The organism is Sedimenticola sp. (assembly GCF_050289425.1).
GTDB lineage: Bacteria > Pseudomonadota > Gammaproteobacteria > Chromatiales > Chromatiaceae > Sedimenticola.
Genome location: NZ_JBNKFS010000001.1, coordinates 15,732 through 35,601, shown reverse-complemented (window position 1 = coordinate 35,601; position 19,870 = coordinate 15,732). Strand labels below are relative to the sequence as shown.

Annotated in this window: 24 protein-coding genes; all 24 read left to right on the top strand. The window is 54.5% G+C overall.

All coding sequences use genetic code 11. The features are described from left to right. The first annotated feature begins 7 nt into the window (after nt 1-7). The 24 genes from fliN (at nt 8) to mobB (ending at nt 19,861) form a co-directional block, all read left to right on the top strand. On the top strand, nt 8-424 hold the full coding sequence (fliN, locus tag ACQY5R_RS00205) for a flagellar motor switch protein FliN (protein ID WP_428603157.1): 417 nt from the start codon (nt 8-10) through the stop codon (nt 422-424). Further along, on the top strand, nt 421-846 hold the full coding sequence (fliO, locus tag ACQY5R_RS00200; protein WP_428603154.1) for a flagellar biosynthetic protein FliO: 426 nt from the start codon (nt 421-423) through the stop codon (nt 844-846). The genes fliN and fliO overlap by 4 nt, the downstream gene beginning before the upstream one ends. Beyond that, nucleotides 846-1,580, top strand: coding sequence for a flagellar type III secretion system pore protein FliP (fliP, locus tag ACQY5R_RS00195; RefSeq protein ID WP_428603572.1), 735 nt, complete (start codon nt 846-848; stop codon nt 1,578-1,580). Before fliO ends, fliP begins: the two co-directional genes overlap by 1 nt. Nucleotides 1,581-1,591: 11 nt before the next feature. Continuing rightward, a complete protein-coding gene (gene fliQ / locus ACQY5R_RS00190; RefSeq protein WP_428603152.1) occupies nt 1,592-1,861 on the top strand; it encodes a flagellar biosynthesis protein FliQ in 270 nt (89 codons plus the stop codon). A 15-nt stretch (nt 1,862-1,876) separates the two neighbouring features. Then, on the top strand, nt 1,877-2,656 hold the full coding sequence (gene fliR, locus ACQY5R_RS00185) for a flagellar biosynthetic protein FliR (protein ID WP_428603150.1): 780 nt from the start codon (nt 1,877-1,879) through the stop codon (nt 2,654-2,656). Between the two features lie 3 nt (nt 2,657-2,659). Further along, nucleotides 2,660-3,796 carry a flagellar biosynthesis protein FlhB gene (gene flhB, locus ACQY5R_RS00180; protein WP_428603148.1) on the top strand — a complete coding sequence of 379 codons (1,137 nt, stop codon included), beginning with the start codon at nt 2,660-2,662 and terminating at the stop codon, nt 3,794-3,796. 20 nt (nt 3,797-3,816) lie between these two features. After that, the gene (flhA, locus tag ACQY5R_RS00175) at nt 3,817-5,919 is read left to right on the top strand and encodes a flagellar biosynthesis protein FlhA (RefSeq protein ID WP_428603146.1); all 2,103 of its coding nucleotides are present in this window, start codon (nt 3,817-3,819) and stop codon (nt 5,917-5,919) included. Nucleotides 5,920-6,006: 87 nt separating this feature from the next. Next, the gene (gene flhF / locus ACQY5R_RS00170) at nt 6,007-7,251 is read left to right on the top strand and encodes a flagellar biosynthesis protein FlhF (protein ID WP_428603144.1); all 1,245 of its coding nucleotides are present in this window, start codon (nt 6,007-6,009) and stop codon (nt 7,249-7,251) included. A gap of 34 nt (nt 7,252-7,285) precedes the next feature. Further along, nucleotides 7,286-8,125, top strand: coding sequence for a MinD/ParA family protein (locus tag ACQY5R_RS00165; RefSeq protein WP_428603142.1), 840 nt, complete (start codon nt 7,286-7,288; stop codon nt 8,123-8,125). Next, nucleotides 8,122-8,862, top strand: coding sequence for an RNA polymerase sigma factor FliA (locus tag ACQY5R_RS00160; RefSeq protein ID WP_428603140.1), 741 nt, complete (start codon nt 8,122-8,124; stop codon nt 8,860-8,862). The genes ACQY5R_RS00165 and ACQY5R_RS00160 overlap by 4 nt, the downstream gene beginning before the upstream one ends. Before the next feature lie 56 nt (nt 8,863-8,918). After that, nucleotides 8,919-9,293, top strand: a complete 375-nt coding sequence (cheY, locus tag ACQY5R_RS00155) for a chemotaxis response regulator CheY (protein WP_029135170.1) — start codon at nt 8,919-8,921, stop codon at nt 9,291-9,293. Between the two features lie 33 nt (nt 9,294-9,326). Beyond that, on the top strand, nt 9,327-10,040 hold the full coding sequence (locus tag ACQY5R_RS00150; RefSeq protein WP_428603137.1) for a protein phosphatase CheZ: 714 nt from the start codon (nt 9,327-9,329) through the stop codon (nt 10,038-10,040). 12 nt (nt 10,041-10,052) lie between these two features. After that, nucleotides 10,053-12,272, top strand: coding sequence for a chemotaxis protein CheA (locus ACQY5R_RS00145; protein WP_428603135.1), 2,220 nt, complete (start codon nt 10,053-10,055; stop codon nt 12,270-12,272). An 84-nt stretch (nt 12,273-12,356) separates the two neighbouring features. Further along, nucleotides 12,357-13,412 carry a protein-glutamate methylesterase/protein-glutamine glutaminase gene (locus ACQY5R_RS00140; protein WP_428603133.1) on the top strand — a complete coding sequence of 352 codons (1,056 nt, stop codon included), beginning with the start codon at nt 12,357-12,359 and terminating at the stop codon, nt 13,410-13,412. A 1-nt stretch (nt 13,413) separates the two neighbouring features. Beyond that, nucleotides 13,414-14,154, top strand: coding sequence for a flagellar motor protein (locus ACQY5R_RS00135; RefSeq protein ID WP_428603131.1), 741 nt, complete (start codon nt 13,414-13,416; stop codon nt 14,152-14,154). After that, complete coding sequence (gene motD / locus ACQY5R_RS00130) at nt 14,154-14,984, top strand: flagellar motor protein MotD (protein WP_428603129.1); 831 nt, start codon at nt 14,154-14,156, stop codon at nt 14,982-14,984. Before ACQY5R_RS00135 ends, motD begins: the two co-directional genes overlap by 1 nt. Beyond that, nucleotides 14,981-15,781, top strand: a complete 801-nt coding sequence (locus ACQY5R_RS00125; protein WP_428603127.1) for a ParA family protein — start codon at nt 14,981-14,983, stop codon at nt 15,779-15,781. Before motD ends, ACQY5R_RS00125 begins: the two co-directional genes overlap by 4 nt. After that, nucleotides 15,778-16,512, top strand: a complete 735-nt coding sequence (locus tag ACQY5R_RS00120) for a chemotaxis protein CheW (protein WP_428603125.1) — start codon at nt 15,778-15,780, stop codon at nt 16,510-16,512. The genes ACQY5R_RS00125 and ACQY5R_RS00120 overlap by 4 nt, the downstream gene beginning before the upstream one ends. A gap of 73 nt (nt 16,513-16,585) precedes the next feature. Next, the gene (locus ACQY5R_RS00115; RefSeq protein ID WP_428603123.1) at nt 16,586-17,068 is read left to right on the top strand and encodes a chemotaxis protein CheW; all 483 of its coding nucleotides are present in this window, start codon (nt 16,586-16,588) and stop codon (nt 17,066-17,068) included. A 25-nt stretch (nt 17,069-17,093) separates the two neighbouring features. Further along, the gene (locus ACQY5R_RS00110) at nt 17,094-17,267 is read left to right on the top strand and encodes a hypothetical protein (protein WP_428603121.1); all 174 of its coding nucleotides are present in this window, start codon (nt 17,094-17,096) and stop codon (nt 17,265-17,267) included. A 73-nt stretch (nt 17,268-17,340) separates the two neighbouring features. Continuing rightward, nucleotides 17,341-17,652 (top strand): DUF2802 domain-containing protein, encoded by a 312-nt coding sequence (locus ACQY5R_RS00105; RefSeq protein WP_428603119.1) that lies wholly within the window; start codon nt 17,341-17,343, stop codon nt 17,650-17,652. A 269-nt stretch (nt 17,653-17,921) separates the two neighbouring features. Further along, entirely contained in the window at nt 17,922-18,233 is a 312-nt protein-coding gene (locus ACQY5R_RS00100; RefSeq protein WP_428603117.1) for a hypothetical protein, read from the top strand. A 234-nt stretch (nt 18,234-18,467) separates the two neighbouring features. Continuing rightward, nucleotides 18,468-19,223, top strand: a complete 756-nt coding sequence (locus ACQY5R_RS00095; protein ID WP_428603115.1) for a DUF4197 domain-containing protein — start codon at nt 18,468-18,470, stop codon at nt 19,221-19,223. Nucleotides 19,224-19,339: 116 nt separating this feature from the next. Then, nucleotides 19,340-19,861 (top strand): molybdopterin-guanine dinucleotide biosynthesis protein MobB, encoded by a 522-nt coding sequence (mobB, locus tag ACQY5R_RS00090; RefSeq protein WP_428603113.1) that lies wholly within the window; start codon nt 19,340-19,342, stop codon nt 19,859-19,861. Nucleotides 19,862-19,870 lie beyond the last annotated feature (9 nt).

Sequence of the window (19,870 nt, the reverse complement as noted above, 5' to 3'; positions counted from 1 at the left end):
CACGATCATGAACGATATAGAGAAAGACCCAAACGAAGCGCTGGCCGATGAGTGGGCGGCTGCCCTGGAAGAACAGGATGAGGTGATTCCGGCGTCTGGTGGGATGGCGGCCGATACTGCCCAGTTTCAAGAGCTGACCTCGGATTCGGGACAAGGCGGGGAGGTGAAGCTGGATGCCATTCTGGACGTACCGGTCACCATCTCTATGGAGATCGGTCGTACGCAGATTTCGATACGTAATCTTTTGCAATTGAATCAGGGTTCGGTGGTGGAGTTGGACCGTCTTGCCGGCGAACCCATGGACGTGCTGGTAAACGGTACGCTGATCGCGAAAGGTGAAGTGGTTGTGGTCAATGAGAAGTTCGGTATTCGCCTGACCGATATCATCAGTCCTGCCGACCGGGTGAGGAGACTGGGTAAATGAAACTCCCGGTGATTCTCTCCGTTATGCCTGCGGCGTTAATGCCGTTAATCACCTGGGCAGAGGCAGGGAATTCGGTCTCATCCACGCTCGCGCCTTCACCCTTGGCGGGCGGTGTACTGCTCGAAACGGCAGGCGGATTGCTGTTGATCCTGGTGCTGATTTTTGCACTGGGTTGGTTATTGCGTCGTTTTGGTCGATTACCTCTTGCATCAAAGGGGGAGATTGCGGTGCTAAGCGGTGTCTCACTCGGGCCTCGTGAGCGCGCGGTACTGCTCCGCGTCGGTGATACCCGATTGCTGGTTGGTGTAGCCCCGGGCAGGGTGCAGACGCTGCATGTGCTGGAAAAAGAGTCATCCGGGGGCAAACAAACGGATCTGTTTTCCGCACAGTTGGAGTCAGAGATCACGGAGCAAGAGAAGTGATACGTCTGTTTATATTATTGCTGATCGTGCTTGTGCCTGTCGCGGCAACCGCTGCGCCGGGTGTGGAAGCGTTGACCGCTACACCCAATGCGGAAGGGGGGCAGACCTACAGCCTGAGTATTCAGGTACTGTTCCTGATGACCGCATTGACTCTGTTGCCAGGTGCGTTGCTGATGATGACCTCATTCGCACGTATTGTGATTGTACTGGCGATACTGCGCCAGGCGCTGGGTACGCAAAGTACGCCATCCAATCAGATCATGATTGGCCTGGCACTGTTTTTAACGCTGTTTATCATGATGCCGGTGTTTCAGCAGGTCTATGACCAGGGTGTTCGTCCCTATATGGATGAAGAGATCACGGCAACCCAGGCGCTTGATCGTGCAGCGGTACCCATGCGCGGTTTTATGTTGGGGCAAACGCGCGAGAGCGACCTGGAACTGTTCGCGAGAATCGGTAATTTTGCCGAGTTTGAATCACCGGATGCGGTACCGTTCTCCGTATTGCTACCGGCTTTTGCCACCTCTGAGTTGAAAACCGGTTTTCAGATTGGTTTTTTGATCTTTATTCCCTTTTTGGTTATTGATCTGGTGGTGGCCAGCGTACTGATGTCGATGGGTATGATGATGCTGTCACCGCTGATTATTTCACTTCCCTTCAAGATTATGTTGTTTGTACTGATTGATGGTTGGGCCTTGTTGTTCGGCACCCTGGCTTCCAGTTTTCAGGTTTAGCGGAGCGATCGATGACACCGGATAGCGTACTGGATATTGGTCAGCGGGCCATGGAAGTAACGGTTGCCCTAGGCTCCGTACTGCTGATACCGGCTTTGGCTGTTGGCCTGTTGGTGGCGATGTTCCAGGCTGCCACGCAGATCAATGAGATGACGCTCAGCTTTATTCCCAAGTTGATTATAGTGGTAGTGGTGTTGATGATGGCCGGGCCCTGGATGCTGCAGGTGATCATGAATTTTACTATTAAGCTCTATGAAAGCGTGCCCGATTTTATCGGTTAGTGATGGGACGGTCTGATGCTATTTACCGATGCACAGTTACAGACCTGGTTGGCCGCTTTCTTTTGGCCGTTTGTCCGCATCGGGGCGTTAATGGTATCAGCGCCTATTTTCAGTTCCCGCCAGACCCCTGTTCTGTATCGAATCGGTTTGGTGTTGACTTTGACCTGGGTGTTGGTGCCGGTTATTCCACCGTCGCCGGTGGTGGAAGCCTTCAGTCATCAAGCCTTGATTCTCCTGCTGCAGCAGATCCTGATTGGCGTGGTCATGGGATTTATTCTTCAGATGGTATTTGCTGCGCTGATCTTCGGTGGGCAGGTCATCGCCTACAGTATGGGGCTGGGTTTCGCGTCGATGGTGGATCCGCAAAATGGCGTACAGGTACCGGTCATCTCCCAGTTCTACCTCATTATGTCCACCCTGCTGTTTCTGGTGCTGAATGGCCACTTGGTGCTGATCGATTTGCTGGCGCAGAGTTTTCAAACCTTTCCGGTCGCCATGGGCGGAATCAGCCAGAATGGCTTGTCGGAAATTATTGGCTGGGCAAGTCGGATGTTTAGCGCCGGCCTGTTGATGGCGTTGCCCGTTGTAGCGGCGTTGTTATTGATCAACCTGGGGATGGGCGTCATTGGGCGGGCTGCCCCGCAACTGAATATTTTTGCCGTCGGTTTTCCGGTGTCGATTTTGATGGGCTTCATTCTTATCTGGATCACCCTTCCTGATGTCATGGGTAACTTTTCCGAGTTACTGGATGAGGGGTTGGCCCTGATACAACATCTTCTACTGGGTGCGAGGTGATGCATGGCAGAAAATGAAGATGGTCAGGAGAAAACAGAAGAACCCACATCCAAACGGTTGGATGATGCCAAAAAGAAAGGGCAGATTGCCCGTTCTAAAGAGTTAAATACCATGGCTATTACCCTTATCGGCGGAATGGCGCTGGTGGGGATGAGTGGCAGCATGGGTGACGGACTTGCCAACATCATGAGCGAGAGTCTGACCATCGCCAGGGGCGATATGTTTGACCCGACGGCGATGACACGGCGGTTGATCTCAAGCATCCAGGATGCCTTGCTGATGTTGGCGCCGTTTTTCGTTGTGGTGGCAGTGGTGGCAGTGCTCAGTTCCATCGCCCTGGGCGGCGTGGCATTTAGCGGGGAAGCGTTAACCCCGCAACTGAGCAAACTGAATCCTCTTAAGGGATTGAAGCGTCTTTTCTCCCTCAAGGGATTGATTGAACTGGCCAAGGCCATGGCGAAGTTTTTCCTGGTGGGCGGTGCGACAGCGCTGGTCCTGTGGCTGACACTGGACTCATTTCTCCATTTGAGTGGCATGGAACTGGCGTCGGCTATTAAAGAACTGGTGAACTTGATCGGCTGGGCGTTCGTGCTGATCTCTTCATCGCTGATACTGGTCGCCGCGGTGGATGTCCCATTTCAGATTTGGGATCACAAACGACAGCTGAAAATGACCCGTCAGGAGATCAGGGAGGAGATGAAGGATACCGAGGGTCGGCCGGAAGTGCGTGGGCGGATACGTCAGTTGCAGCGCGAAATGGCGAACCAACGGATGATGGAAGAGGTCCCGAAGGCGGATGTGATTGTGACCAATCCGACCCACTATGCGGTGGCTTTGCGCTACAACCAACTGCGCATGAATGCGCCGATTGTGGTGGCCAAAGGTACGGAGTTGGTGGCGGCCAATATTCGCCGTGTGGGTACGGAGCATGAAGTGCCAATTATCGAGTCGCCGTCACTGGCACGGGCTATCTATTTCCATACCGAACTGGGCGAGCCGATCCCGGCCGGCCTCTATCTCGCGGTGGCCAAGATACTGGCCTACGTTTTCCAGCTCAAGGCCTATGTGCCGGGTCAGGGTAAACGGCCGTCTGAACCTGATGAATTGCAGATACCTGACGAGTTAAAGGTACCTGAGTAGATCTATCTGGAGTCTGAATAATGGATGCGACAGCGATCCTCAACAATGTGAAGGCTTCCGGTGCTCGGGGGCTGGGCGCACCGCTGGTCCTGGTGATGCTGCTGGTGATGGTGGTCATCCCGTTACCTCCGCTGGCACTGGATATCTTCTTTACCTTCAATATCGCCCTGTCGCTGATTGTTGTCATGGTGGTGGTGTACACCCTCCGACCGCTTGAATTCAGCGTATTTCCCAGTCTCCTGCTGGTGGCGACCCTGTTACGTCTGGCGCTCAATGTCGCCTCGACCCGCGTGGTGTTGCTGGAAGGGCACCAGGGTGGGGATGCCGCCGGTAAGGTGATCGAGGCGTTTGGCGCCTTTGTGATCGGCGGCAACTACGCAGTAGGCTTGGTGGTGTTTGCCATCCTGGTGATTATCAACTTCGTGGTGGTCACCAAGGGTGCGGGGCGTGTTTCGGAAGTCAGTGCCCGTTTCACTTTGGACGCCATGCCGGGCAAGCAGATGGCTATCGATGCCGATCTCAATGCGGGGTTGATCGATCAGGATGAGGCCAGGGCGCGACGTGAAGAGGTGGCCCAAGAGGCCGATTTTTACGGCGCGATGGACGGTGCCAGTAAGTTTGTCCGTGGCGATGCCGTGGCCGGTATCCTGATCCTGTTTATTAATATCCTGGGTGGCCTCTCCATTGGCATGCTGCAGCATGACTTGGATCTGTCGACGGCGCTGCGTTTTTATGCGTTGCTGACGATCGGTGACGGACTGGTGGCGCAGATTCCGTCGCTGCTGCTCTCCACTTCGGCGGCCATCATTGTTACCCGGGTGGCCTCCTCAAAAGAGGACATGGGTGGGCAGATCATCACCCAACTGTTCACCAATCCCAAAGCGCTGACCATTACCGCGGTGGTATTGGGTCTGATGGGTATTATCCCCGGTATGCCAAATTTTGCTTTTCTGACCCTGGCTGCGCTGGCAGGAGGCGGTGCCTGGTGGATAGTGCAGCGTCAGCAACGCGAGCAAGTGGCGGCGACGGTGGAGACCATGCCGGAGCCACCGCCATTACCCGAACAGAAAGAGCTAACCTGGGAAGATGTACAGCCGGTCGACATTATCGGTCTGGAGGTGGGATACCGCCTCATCCCGTTAGTGGACAAGAATCAAGGCGGGCAGTTGATGAACCGTATCAAGGGCGTGCGCAAGAAGTTATCCCAGGAGTTGGGCTTTCTGATCCAGCCGGTACATATTCGGGATAACCTAGACCTCAGCCCCGGTGGATACCGTATATCGCTAAACGGCGTCACCATCGGTGAAGCCGAGATCTACCCGGACCGGGAACTGGCGATTAATCCGGGCAGAGTGTTCGGGACGTTGCAGGGCGTAACCACCACCGATCCGGCCTTTGGTCTGGAAGCGGTCTGGATCGACGCCTCACAGCGGGATCAGGCACAGACCCTGGGTTATACCGTCGTCGATGCCAGCACGGTTGTGGCGACCCACCTGAGTGAGATATTGCAGTCGCATGCCCATGAGTTGATTGGGCATGAAGAGGTGCAGCAGTTGATGGAAGTGCTTGGCCGCAGTGCGCCGAAATTGGTGGAAGATCTGGTGCCGTCGGTTCTGACATTGGGGCAACTGCTGAAGATACTGCAGAACCTGCTTTCGGAGGGCGTGCCGATCCGCGATATCCGCACGATTGCCGAAACATTGGCGGAATACGGTACCCAGAGTCAAGACCTCGGCGCTCTGACCGCCAAAACCCGGGTCGCACTCTCTCGTTCGATTGTTCAGCAACTTGTTGGTCCTGTTGAAGAAATTCCTGTTGTGGTGTTGGATCCTGGATTGGAACAGATATTGCAGCAAACGATTCAGCCTACCCAAGAGGGGGGCGTCGGGTTCGAACCCGGTCTGGCCGAACAGTTACAGAAAGCGCTGGTCGAAACCGCCAGCCAACAGGAAACAGCAGGACAAGAGAGTATTCTTCTGGTCGCGGCGCCCATTCGCATGTGGATGGCGCGTTTCGTCAAGCACAGCGTGCCGGGCATGAGCGTACTCTCGTATAACGAAATACCGGACAACCGCAAGATCAAAGTGGTTGCCACGGTGGGCAGGCCCAATGCAGACACATAAGGCAGCCATCGCTAAACGGTCGATCATTTGAAAATGGCGAGTTAAAGAGCCGTTTGATCGTGTAGCTGGCTGCAGGGAAAGCTAGGTATGAAGATTAAACGCTTTTTTGCATCGGATATCAGGCAGGCATTGCGACAGGTTCGCGAGGCGCTGGGCTCCGATGCGGTCATTCTCTCCAACAAAAAGGTCGATGGTGGTGTCGAGCTGGTGGCGGCTATTGATTATGATGCCGCCGCCTTTATCCCCTCGCCGGAAATCCATACGAAACCCACGCTGGAGCCGGTCAAATCGACCCGCCAGGAGCGGAAAAGTGCTCCCGCTGCCGCATCCACCCCACCTGTAGCTTCTGTGGCTGCATTGAAGGAGCAGGTAATTCCCAAGGTGGAGTGGAGTCAGGATCCGGTCCTGGTTGAAATGCGTCAGGAGATGCGGGCACTTCGTCGTATGATGGAAAATGAGCTTTCCGGATTAAGCTGGCGGGAGATGGGACACCACAAGCCGGAGACGCGTGACCTTTTCCGCAAACTGATGGGACTCTCCATCAGTCCCGATATCTGCGGTGAGCTGGTTGAAAGCGTCACCGACGTAGAGACAGCTGACCAGGCTTGGAGAAAGGCACTCTATTATCTTGCCAACCAGATCCAAACCGTCGGTGATGATCTGCTGGAACAGGGCGGAGTGTTTGCGCTAATTGGTCCTACCGGTGTGGGCAAGACCACGACAGTGGCTAAGCTGGCCGCCCGTTTTGCCCTGCGTTACGGCACCCGTCAAGTGGCGTTGATCTCCACAGACAATTACCGCATCGGCGCCCAGGAGCAGTTAAATACCTATGCCAGGATCCTGGATGTCCCGGTACGATCAGCTGGCACTCGCGAAGAGTTGGCTGTGGCGCTGAACGGATTGACCGGTAAACGGTTGATATTGATCGATACGGCCGGTATGAGCCAGCGTGACGTCAGGCTGAGTGAACAGCTGGCACTGCTGGATGTGGCCGGTCAGGGTGTGCGCAGCTTCCTGACCCTCTCTGCCGCCACCGATTACTCCTCCATGGAACAGGCGATCAGCGCGTTTGGTGCGGCCAAACCCGAGGCCTGTATTTTGACGAAAGTGGATGAGGCCGGTTCACTGGGTGGTGCGCTTTCAGCGTTGATACACAAGGCGCTACCCTTGGCCTTTTTTGCTGACGGTCAGAAGGTACCCGAAGACCTCCATTTGGCTCGTTCGCATACGCTGGTCAGCAAGGCCGTGGCATGTAGCAATGGGGGCGCGGAGTATTCCGACGAATACCTGGCCCTGGCGCTCGGAGGTGCGAGAGCAAATGCTCATGGTTGACCCAATAACTGATCAAGCAGCAGGATTAAGACGCATGGTACAGCCTACACCGGTACGGGTAATCGCGGTCACGGGAGGTAAAGGCGGAGTCGGTAAGACCAATATTTCGGTAAACCTGGCCGTTGCCATGGCGGAGATGGGGCGTCGAGTGATGTTGCTCGATGCCGACCTTGGGCTCGCCAATATCGATGTGGTATTGGGTCTGCATCCGCAGTACGACCTGTCCCATGTGTTAAGTGGTGAACGCTCTCTGGAAGAGGTCGTATTGCAGGGGCCGGCCGGCATTCGGGTGGTGCCCGGGGCATCGGGTGTGCAGCAGATGGCCGAATTGAGTGCCGCTGAGCATGCCGGTCTGATCCGCGCCTTCAGTGATGTGGGCGGCGATCTGGATGTGTTGATTATCGACACGGCGGCGGGTATCTCCGATACTGTGGTCAGCTTTAGTCGAGCGGCGCAGGAGTTAATCGTGGTGGTTTGCGATGAACCGGCATCAATCACGGATGCTTACGCCATGATCAAGCTGCTCAACAGGGAGTATGGGCTGGATCGGTTCCGTATTCTGGCGAACATGACCCGCACGGCTGAAGAGGGGCGCAATCTTTATAACAAGATGTGCCGTGTCACAGACCAGTACCTGGATGTTATGCTTACCTACATGGGCAGCATTCCTTACGACGAAAATCTCAGAAAGGCCGTGAAATCACAAAAACCCGTGGTTCAAGCCAACCCGCGTAGCCATATCGCAAAAATATTCAAGAATCTGGCGCAAAAGGCCGATAACTGGCCTGTACCGGACGGTGCTAGCGGGCACCTGCAGTTCTTCGTGGAACGGCTGATTCAATACACAAGTCAGAGCGGGGAGATAGGCCGGTGAACGGATTAGCGAGCTATACCGCGATTCAGGAGATGGATGCCGACACCTTGGTGAACCGGCATGCGCCACTGGTCAAGCGTATTGCTTATCATCTGATGAACCGTCTGCCACCCAATGTTCAGGCGGATGATCTGATACAGGCAGGGATGATCGGTTTGCTTGAGGCAAGCAGAAATTACGATCCCAGCCAGGGGGCCAGCTTCGAAACTTATGCAGGGATTCGCATACGGGGAGCCATGCTGGATGAGATTCGGCGTAGCGATTGGACTCCCCGGTCAGTACATCGGAAAGCCAGAATGGTCGCGGATGCCATGCGATCCATAGAGAATGAACAGGGGCGGGATGCACGGGATGTAGAAGTGGCAGAGATACTGGATATGAATTTAGTTCAGTATCATCGCATTCTGCAGGATGCGGCGGGCTGCCGGATCTTTAGTATTGAAGAGCTGCAGGCGGTGGGCGAGCTCCCCTACGACGGCAACGACAGCGAGTCGGCGGGGCTGTTTGACGGCATGCAGAAAGACGCCTTTAAGAAGGCCCTGGCAGAGGCTATCGCCGGTTTGCCGGAAAGAGAGAGATTGGTTATCGCACTCTATTACGACGAAGAGATGAACTTGAGAGAGATTGGCCAGGTTCTTGGCGTCAGTGAGTCCAGGGTGTGCCAGATACATAGCCAGGCGACGTTGCGACTACGCGCCCGCCTGGCAGATTGGTTATCCGATACAGATGAGTTCTGATCGGTTTATGAAAACGCATAACGGCATCGAGTTTGGAGGTTGCCTTGAATAAAAACATGAAGATTCTCATTGTGGACGATTTTTCCACAATGCGACGGATTATTAAGAATCTGCTTCGGGACCTGGGGTTTACCAACACTCAGGAAGCAGACGATGGTAATACCGCTTTGCCCATGTTGCAGTCAGGTAACTTTGATTTCCTGGTAACGGACTGGAATATGCCGGGTATGACCGGTATTGATCTGCTGAAGGCGGTGCGTGCGGATCCGAATCTGGTGAAATTGCCGGTGTTGATGGTAACGGCTGAGTCAAAGCGCGAACAGATCATTGAGGCGGCACAGGCAGGTGTCAATGGATATGTGGTGAAACCGTTCACCGCCGTAACTCTGGAAGAGAAGATAAGCAAGATTTTTGAACGTGTAGGCAGCTAAGCGTCAGCATGACAAATCCGTCTGGAGAACTGTATGGATAGTGATGAACGTCTGATGCTGGCAAGACAACTGGTTGAACAGCTTGAGGCAGGCAACGAGGAAGAGGCGACGCATATTAGCGCCATGCTCTCGGAAGGTGTTGAGAGCAAACTGTTTGTTGAGGTAGGGCGGCTCACACGGGAGCTGCATGAGGCGATCAATGAGTTTCTGTTGGATCCCCGCATCAATGAGATGGCACAAATAGATATTCCGGATGCCAGTGAACGATTGACCTACGTAATCAGCATGACTGAAAAATCCGCCAATAAAACCTTGGGAGCCGTAGAAGCAGGGTTACCGCTGGCGGATGACCTGGGCAAAAAGGCACTGGCAATTTCAGCGCAATGGGAACGCTTCTGCAATCGGGAGCTGTCGGTCGATGATTTTCGGGAGTTGAGTAAGGATTTGGGTAGTTTTCTGACCTTGACAACGGAAAGGTCGAAGCAGTTGCATAGTCATTTGACCGATGTGTTGATGGCTCAGGACTTCCAGGACCTGACCGGACAAATTATCCGGCAAGTGATCACCCTGGTACACGATGTTGAAGACAAGCTGGTACAGCTGGTTCGGATATCCGGCTCAAAATTGCCAGAAAAACAAAAAGATGCAAAGAAACTGGAAGGACCCGTTATTCCCGGCATTGATCAGGGCAATACGGTCAATGGACAGGATGATGTGGATGACCTGCTATCCAGTTTGGGCTTTTAGAGGTGTCGAAGCATGGCCATTGATATGGATGACGAGATCCTGCAGGACTTCCTGGTTGAGGCCGGGGAAATCCTTGAGCAACTGAATGAACAGTTGGTGGATCTAGAACAACGCCCCGACGATTATGATCTCTTGAATGCGGTTTTTCGTGGCTTCCATACCATCAAGGGCGGCGCAGGTTTTCTGAGTATTGACCCGCTGGTAACGGTTTGCCACCGCGCAGAGGACGTATTTAATCTTTTGCGCCAGGGGCAGCGTCGGGTAGATGCGGTCCTGATGGACGCCGTGCTCCAGGTGCTCGACGTTGTTAATGAGATGTTTGCCAAGGTGCAATCGGGTGAAGAGCCGGATGACGCTGACCCGGTATTGATTGAAACGCTCCACCAATTGGCTGTTCCTGAAAGTGAAGTAGCGGATGAGGTTCCTACTGTTACATCCGCAGCCGAATCTGAGCCCGAACCCGAATCAGACCCCGAACCTGCCCAGGTGGTTGAGGCAGCAGGATCGCCTGTCGACCCGGCGCTTGGCGGCGATGATATTACCGAAGAGGAGTTTGAAAAGCTGCTGGACCAGCTTCACGGAACCGGCAAGCACGGCGGCGTTCCCGCTCAAGCCGACCCGGTGAAAGCGGAGCCGGTAACTGAGGCGGCTCCCGCTGGCGGTGATGACATCACTGAGGAAGAGTTTGAAAACCTCCTGGATCAATTGCATGGAAAGGGGCAGTTTAAGGGGGTGCCGACGGCGGCTGAAGAGAAGGCGGCCGCCGCCAGGGCCAAATCGCCTGTCCCCCAGGTCGCCGCTGCCGCGACGGCAGACTCCGATGAGATAACGGAAGAAGAGTTCGACGCCCTGCTCGATGAATTGCATGGCAAGGGTCAGTTCGGCGCGATCAATGGCGTGGCGGAAGCTCCGAGCGCCAAGTCAAGTGCTGCCGCCAAGCCAGCTAAACCGGCCTCAAAACCGTCGGAAAAGCCGAAGCCGACTATACAGCGATCTGCCCCTGAAAAAGCAAAGGCCCCAGAAAAAAACGACGCCGGACAAGCCCGCAAGGCCCCTCCGGCTACGGCAGAAACCACTATCCGTGTTGATACCGCCAGGTTGGATGAGATCATGAATATGGTCGGCGAACTGGTGTTGGTGCGCAATCGTCTGGAAACGCTCAAGGCCAAGCTTGGAGACGAAGAGGTAGCCACGGCGGTAGCCAATCTGGATGTGGTGACTTCGGATCTGCAGAACTCGGTGATGAAGACCCGCATGCAACCGGTGAAAAAGGTATTTGGCCGTTTTCCCCGGGTGGTGAGGGATTTGGCACGCAGTCTCAAGAAGGAGATCGATCTTGAACTGCACGGTGAAGAGACCGACCTGGATAAAAATCTGGTCGAGGCGCTCTCCGATCCCATGGTGCACCTGGTGCGTAACGCGGTGGATCATGGCATCGAAAGTCCGGATGAGCGGGAAGCGGCCGGCAAGCCCCGTAAAGGCAAGGTGGTACTTTCAGCGGCTCAGGCTGGCGACCATATCCTGCTGACGATCGCTGATGACGGTAAAGGCATGGATCCCGATGTGCTGCGTCGCAAGGCGGTTGAGAAGGGCATGATGGATGAAGAGGCCGCGGCGCGTCTGGATGATAAAGATTGCTATAACCTGATATTCGCGGCCGGGTTCTCGACCAAGACAGAGATCTCCGATGTTTCGGGACGCGGGGTCGGCATGGACGTGGTGAAGACCCGCATCGCCCAGATGAATGGCCAGGTTGAGATTGACTCCGAGTACGGAAAAGGGAGTTTGATCACCATTAAACTGCCGCTGACACTGGCCATTCTACCAACCTTGATGGTGGTTTTAGGTACGCAGCCGTTTGCCTTGCCGTTGGCGAGTGTGGTGGAAATATTTAATTTGGATCTGCGCCGTACCAATGTAGTGGATGGACAGTTAACCATCATGGTTCGTGAGCGGGCGTTACCGCTTTTCTACCTGCATAAGTGGTTGGTGCCGAACAGTTCGCGGGAGAACCGTGAATCGGTCGGTCACGTTGTCGTCGTGACGGTGGGCAATACCCAGGTCGGATTGGTGGTGGATCATCTGATCGGCCAGGAAGAGGTGGTTATTAAACCTCTAGGCGCTCTGTTGCAGGGCTTGGACGGCATGGCAGGGGCGACGATTACGGGTGACGGTAATATAGCCCTGATCCTTGATATCCCGGGGCTGATGAGAAAATATGCCCGTCGCTGATCGCCAATCCAATTCGCGAGAGGTGGTTGCGGTAAGTTTTAATCGTCTCCTGCCAACTCCAGGTAATCAGCGAGATGCGCACCCATGATTGCCTCCCGGGTGCGTGTACTGATCGTTGATGATTCGGCCTTCTTCCGCAGAAGGATAGCCTCTATTCTGGGCACGGATCCGGCGATAGAAGTGGTCGGTTTTGCCGGTGATGGACAGAGCGCAATACGGGAAGCCCGGCGGCTGAAGCCGGATGTGATCACCATGGACGTGGAGATGCCGGTACTCGATGGCATCAGTGCGGTAAAACGTATTGTGGCGGAAAATCCGACGCCGATCCTGATGTTTTCGTCATTAACCCACGAAGGGGCCAAGGCGACGCTGGATGCGCTAGAAGCGGGTGCGGTGGATTTCCTGCCCAAGCAGTTCGATAGTTCAACGGGTCAAGAAGCATCGAAACTGCTGGTCCGGCGGGTGTTGGCAATCGGAACGCGCGGCGTCACGCGTCGGCTCGGTACCATTATACGACCCCAACCGTCCGTCAAGCCTGTCGAGCCCAGGGCAGTTGCTCCGGTCCATCGCGGAAGTTACAAACTGGTGGCTATTGGGGCATCCACGGGTGGGCCGGTGGCTATTCAAACGTTGCTCGCTGCACTGCCCAGCGATTTCCCCTTGCCGATAATCATTGTTGTGCATATGCCGGCCAGTTTTACCCCGGCCTATGCGGAGCGGCTCGATACCCAGTGTGCCGTTAGCGTCAAAGAGGCGGTTGATGGTGATCTGCTGCGTCCGGGACACGCCTTTCTTGCGCCGGGTGGCAAACAGATGATTCTGGAACGCCGCGGAGAGGGGGCTGTCATCAGAATCAAGGAGAGCACTTCGGATCAGACCTATCGTCCATGTGTGGATGTGAGTTTCGGATCAGCCGCCCGTTTGATGCCACGTGAAGTGTTGGCCATTATTTTGACCGGAATGGGGGCGGATGGAAAACAGGCGGCACGTGCACTCAAGGAGGGAGGTTCGACTATTTGGTCGCAAAGCGAGGAGAGCTGTGTGGTATACGGAATGCCTCAGGCGGTAGAAAAGGCAGGGCTATCCGATCGTGTACTAGCCCTGGCGGATATCGGCCCCAATCTGATCAAGGCGGTGTGATGTGGATTATCTGAGCATAGTCGGTGTCATTATCGCCTTTGGCGCAATCCTGGGAGGGAATGCGCTGGAAGGCGGCGAGGTAGGGGCGCTGGCTAACGGGCCGGCGTTGGTGATTGTGTTTGGCGGCACCGTGGGTGCCATCATGCTGCAGACGCCGATGTCGGTGTTTTTGCATGCCCTGCGTTCGGCGGGAAGTGTCTTCAAACCACCCAGGCAACAGTTGAATCCCACCATCAAAAAACTGGTGGATTGGAGCAATATCGCCAGAAAAGAGGGCTTGCTCGGACTGGAAGAGATAGCGGAAAAGGAACCGGATCTGTTTATTCGCAAAGGTATGCAACTGTTGGTAGACGGCAGTGAGCCGGAAGTTATCCGCAATATTCTGGAAGTGGAGATAGAGACCCGTGAGCACCATGATTTGCAGGCGGCCAGGGTCTTTGAGGGTATGGGCGGATACTCGCCTACGATCGGTATTATCGGTGCTGTCATGGGCCTGATTCATGTCATGCAGAATCTAGCGGACCCCGGCAAGCTGGGTAGCGGTATCGCCACGGCATTTGTGGCTACAATTTATGGTGTCGGACTGGCAAACCTGTTTCTCCTTCCGTTTGGCAACAAACTGAGGGCGTTGGCGCTGACCCGGACACATTATCGGGAAATGGTGGTGGAAGGTATCGTATCCATTGCCGAAGGGGAAAACCCGCGCAATATTGAATCCAAACTTCAGGGATACATTATCTGATGGCGCGCAGAAGACGGCATGAGGAGCATGACAACCACGAACGGTGGTTGGTCTCCTATGCCGATTTTATTACCCTGCTGTTCGCTTTTTTTGTCGTGATGTACTCCATTTCGTCGGTCAACGACGGTAAGTATCGGGTGTTGTCCAATACCCTGACGGAAGCTTTTGTTGCCCCGGTACGCAGCAAGGATCCCATCCAGGTCGGTGAGGAAGTGCGTACCCTTGAGCCGCAGATGGGTGATCCGGTTATTCCGGAGCAGAGCCGTCCCCAAGAACTGAGTTCAGACCCGATGTCCGAAAAGCAGGGTGGCGATTCCATTGTCGAGATCCGGACACTGGATGCAGTCCAGGACTCGCTGTCCAAGTCGCTCCTTGAGTATGCCGATCAAGGGCTAGTTAATGTGACCCACACGGATAGGGGGATAGAGGTCGAGATGAAGAGCAGTATGCTCTTCGATAGCGGCAGCGCCCGACTTTCGCGAGAGGCGCTCAAAGCCTTGCGCAAGGTGATTCTGATCGTCAAACCGTTGCCCAATATGATTAATGTGGAGGGGCATACCGATAATGTCCCGATCAATACCATTAGCTTTCCGTCAAACTGGGAACTGTCGGCTGCCCGTGCCGCCAGCGTGGTGCACTATTTCGCCAAGCTGGGCGTCGCTTCCGATCGAATGGCAGCGATTGGTTACGGCGAATTCAGACCGCTTTCCAGCAACGACACAACCGAGGGCAGGAAAAATAATCGACGTGTCAATCTGCTTATTATGTCGCAGCAGATGATGGATAGCAGTGGATACACGCCTGAGGCTTCTCCCGGGGGTGTGAAATGAAGGTCTGGACAATTGCCAATCAGAAAGGGGGCGTTGGCAAAACCACCACCGCGGTAACGCTGGGGGGGCTCCTTTCGGTATGGGGGTTCCGTACGTTGCTGGTGGATATCGACCCGCACGGTTCATTAACCAGTTATTTTCGGTACGACCCCGATGTTATCGAGGAGAGCACCTACAGTCTGTTTCAGGCAGCGGCGGATAAAAAAACCATTGACCCGGCCACACTGTTGTACAAAACCGGCACGGAAGGGCTGCAACTCTTACCGGCATCGGTTGCGCTGGCGACGTTGGATCGGCAGGCAGGACGTATGGAGGGGATGGGCTTGGTGCTGAAACGGGCTTTTGAATCTCTGTCGGGGCAGTTTGACTACGTGATGATCGACTGCCCTCCGATGCTGGGTGTATTGATGGTGAATGCGCTGGCGGCCTGTGAGAGGTTGGTGATCCCGGTCCAGACGGAATTTCTTGCCCTGAAAGGGCTGGAACGTATGCTTCACACGTTAAAAATGGTGTTGAAAGCACGGGCAACCCCACTGCCTTATACGATTGTCCCCACTATGTTTGATCGCCGTACCCGGGCCTCGGTAGACAGTTTACGGGTACTTAGAGAGACCTATCGCGAACATATCTGGAATGGGGTGATTCCTGTTGATACCCAGTTTAGAGAGGCGAGTAAGGTCGGTCTTCCTCCACCGGTCGCCGACCCGCGGGGAAAAGGCGTAGAGGCCTATACGGCGTTGCTGGAGATGCTGCAGAGTGAACCGAAACCGCTTCCGCTGTCCGGTGTGGCGCAATGAGTACCGATCCCAACAAACCTAAAGCGGTGTTACATGCTCCGGAGCAAGCCATTGATACCTATTTGGCAGCACTACTGAGTGAGGTGGAAGAGTACCAGGAGACGACGCAGCCAATTTTGGCACCCCCGGTAGATGAGACGCCCAAACTGGCCAAAGTGGTGGAGATACGCCAGGGGGTGCACACCGAAGCGCCGGTTCAAGCCCCGCCAGCTATAGAAATTGTCCCGTCGGTCGATACAGCAGTAGAGACACCCGAATCGCTATCGAGTGAACCAGTCGAGATTATCCCGGAGTGGGGGCGTTCAAGTTTCCAATGTCTGCCTTTTAAAGTTCGCGGTATGAACTTGGTGGTTCCGCTCACAGCGCTGAGCAGCATTACCGAGTGGGATCAGGATTTAACCCAGATTCCGGGCCAGCCCGATTGGTACATGGGCGTGTTTGTTCACAGGGATCAACGAGTGGTGGTTATCGATACGGCCCAGTTGATCATGCCCGAGCGCATGGAGAAGGTCTCTGACAAGCGGCGGCGTGGCAGTCATGTACTGATTATCGGGGATGGTCGCTGGGGATTGGCCTGCGACAGCCTGCAAAGTCCGCTGGTGCTGGAAAAGGAGAGTGTACGTTGGCGAAGAGGGGAGGGTTGCCGCTCTTGGATGGCCGGTACGGTCATTGACCAACTGAGCGTACTGCTCAATGTGGATGCGCTTCTCGATATGGTTGGGCATAAATAATGCAGTTAACCGGTATGGCCCACATGGGCGTCATTAAATTGACATATAATTTAGGTGAAGCAGAGGTACGACCATGACTACTCGCGCTGCCGAGGGTTCCGCAAATGATCCGGTTTATCAACTGGTTACATTTCGCCTGGAAGATGAGACCTATGGCATCAATGTGATGCACGTGCAAGAGGTTTTACGAGTCACTGAGATTGCTCCCGTACCCGGTGCGCCACCCTATGTCCTGGGTATTATCAACTTGCGCGGAAACGTCGTGACCGTGATTGATACCCGTAGCCGTTTTGGGTTACCGCCCGGAGACATCGACGAAGCCAGCCGGATTGTCATCATTGAATCCGAAATGCAAGTCGTGGGGATTTTGGTGGATAGTGTCGCTGAAGTGGTTGAGCTGCGCGGTTCCGAAATCGATTCCGCACCAAACGTGGGGAATGAGGACAGTTCTAAGTTCATTCAGGGCGTCGCCACCCGTGATAACGATTTGTTGATAGTGGTAGATCTCAATAAGTTGCTGAGCGAAGAGGAGTGGGACCAGGTCGGTATGTTCTGACTATGTGGAGAGAGGGAGGTGCAATGTGCCGGAAATCAGCCAACCAACACCGATCAAGCCGACTTGGCCTGTTCGCCGTGATGATGCCAAAAAGAAGCGCCCCGAATCAGATCCACAAAATAAAAAGAAGAAACAGCCGTCCCCTGAGCCGGTAAGCGACGGGGGAGGGAAACATCCAAAAATAGACGATTACGCCTGATTAACCTGTTATGGAAATCCTTTCGCTTGTCTCCCTTCTTCTAGCCGTTTCGGCGATAGCGGCAATAATACTCGTGGGTCTGCGATTACGTCATTATGCCCGACGGTTGTGCGAGGCCGAGGCGCAAATTCACTCCTTGACCGAAAACCTGAATGCACTCTGCTCGGGTGCTGTAGGTGTGGATCAGCGAGTCAGTAATCTTGAAAGAACTGGCCGTGACCTCGCCCATCGACAGGAATCCATTGAAACCAGCCAACCTGATCGTCCTTATGGTGAAGCTATCCAACTGGTTCAGCAAGGAGCCTCGGCCAGCGTGCTGGTGCAAGAGCTGGGTTTGAGCCGTAGCGAAGCCGACTTGGTCGTGATGCTGCACGGCTCGAAATAACGGCCTGTCTACCCTGTGATTTGCTCGCTTTCTTCCTCGATCTGTATTTCCCGCCTGCAATGTCTCCGGTCCTACTGTGAACCAGTCGACCTATTGAGTGCCAAGGGGTTCCGCACGGATTGGGAGGCTGTCGTAAACCGTTTTGGGATTACAGTAGCGCTTTGTAAATAAACCCGCTGATATAACGGATTTGGGCTTGTTTATCTCTAATGTTATGTCCAGACTTTCACTCGGGAGGGCGATAACCGGGCAGATACTGAGGTGGCGTCATGGGCAAAATATTCGGATCAGAACATATGGGTTCTAAAACGGTAATGGGTCTTGCTATGTTGTTAGCGGCATCAACTACCGCCATGGGTACGACCCAAAACTATGGATCGATTTCAGCCGGAAAAGGATTCCCTGCTATTACCTCTCATCTGCAGGAACGTGCCGTGATTGAGGATGCAGGAATGGTGGCCCGAGTGCCGCGTTGTACGCCGGGATTCACCTGTAACGCTCCGGCAAACCAGACGGCACGTGTCAGCCGACATGAGGCACTGAAATTTGCACTGTTGATAGGTACCAGCACATCGCGCTGATCCTATCGTTGCCAATCGATACCGATCCTCTCCGCCAGGGTTTCCTGCCTGATTAGGCAAACCCTGGCGATCAGCGTTAGTTCAGATACTCTCCATCCATGCACACCATCCCTGGAATGGGAATGTCCGCGTTTTACACACATCTGTTACACTGTGATACCTACGACGGTCAGGGGAAAATGTCTACCTGACGGTGTTCGACATGACGGAAAACAGGAATTCGGGAGTTCATGTATGCAGCGGAAAAAGGTCGGGTTTGCACTCACAATTTGTGCTGCACTGCTGGCGGGAACGGTCCAAGCGGATTGGAAATCCTGGCTTAATTCGGCCAAGGAGGCGGTGACGGGTAGTGATGCTCCCGCGGTTTCCAAGGCGCTGAGCAATGATCAGATTGTCCAGGGACTTAAGGATGCATTACGCGTCGGTGCTGAAAAAGCCATTGCGTTGCTCGGCCGCCAAGGCGGTTACCTGAATGACGCGCAGGTGCGAATCCCGCTGCCGGACGGTTTGAAGCGTGTTGCCAAAGGGCTCAGGGCGATCGGACAGGACCAGTTGGTGGATGAGTTCGAGACAACACTGAATCGAGCGGCGGAAAAGGCGGTGCCTGAAACGCTCGGGATTTTCGGCGATACCATACGCCAGATGTCACTGGAGGATGCACGGGGCATTCTCAACGGTAGCGATACTGCGGCGACCGACTACTTCAAGGCTAAGGGAGGGCGCCGCCTGACTGACGCGGTTTTGCCGATTGTGCAGCAAGCCACCAAACAGGTTGGTGTGACCGCTGCCTATAAGAACTTAATTGGCCAAGTGGGTTTTCTGGGTTCTTATGTGGATATGGATGCGCTGGACCTGGATAAATATGTTACCGCCCGGGCGCTGGATGGCCTGTTCCTGAAATTGGCGGAACAGGAGCAGTTGATTAGAAAGGACCCCGTTGCCCGCACCACGAATATCTTGAAAACAGTGTTTGGCAGTCTGGGTAAATAATGGTCGTGTTGACGTCATGGCGGGTAAAAAGTGCAGGTGGTCAATGTTTTACTCCCACTTAAGCGGTGTTGCGGTGTCAATTTGTTTATACACACGCGTCGAGGATGCCAGGTTAAATGCTGCAGTCTGAGATACCGGTTCTGGGTTTCGCTGCCTATAGCGGCACCGGCAAGACTTCCCTTCTGAAGAAGCTGTTGCCACTGCTAAAAACGCAGGGGTTACATGTCGGTATGGTGAAGCATACGCATCACGAATTTGATATCGACCAGCCGGGAAAGGACAGTTATGAACTGCGCAAAGCCGGTGCCTCTCAGATGCTGGTTGCTTCAGGGCGTCGCTGGGCGCTTATGGTCGAGACCGACCGTGGGGGTGACCCCATTTTACAGGATATGGTAAACCAACTGGATCAGTCGGCTCTGGATTTGATTTTGGTGGAAGGCTTCAAGCATGAGGCATTTCCCAAGATTGAACTGCATCGTGCCTCACTCGGGAAACCGCTGATCTATCCGGGTGATCCCACCATTATTGCCTTTGCCTGCGACGGCGACCCGCCTCATGATCTCCATCTGCCAAGGTTGGATCTCAATGAAGCCGGGGAGATCGCCGATTTTATTCTCGGCTGGTTAGCACAGGCCTAGGATTGCACC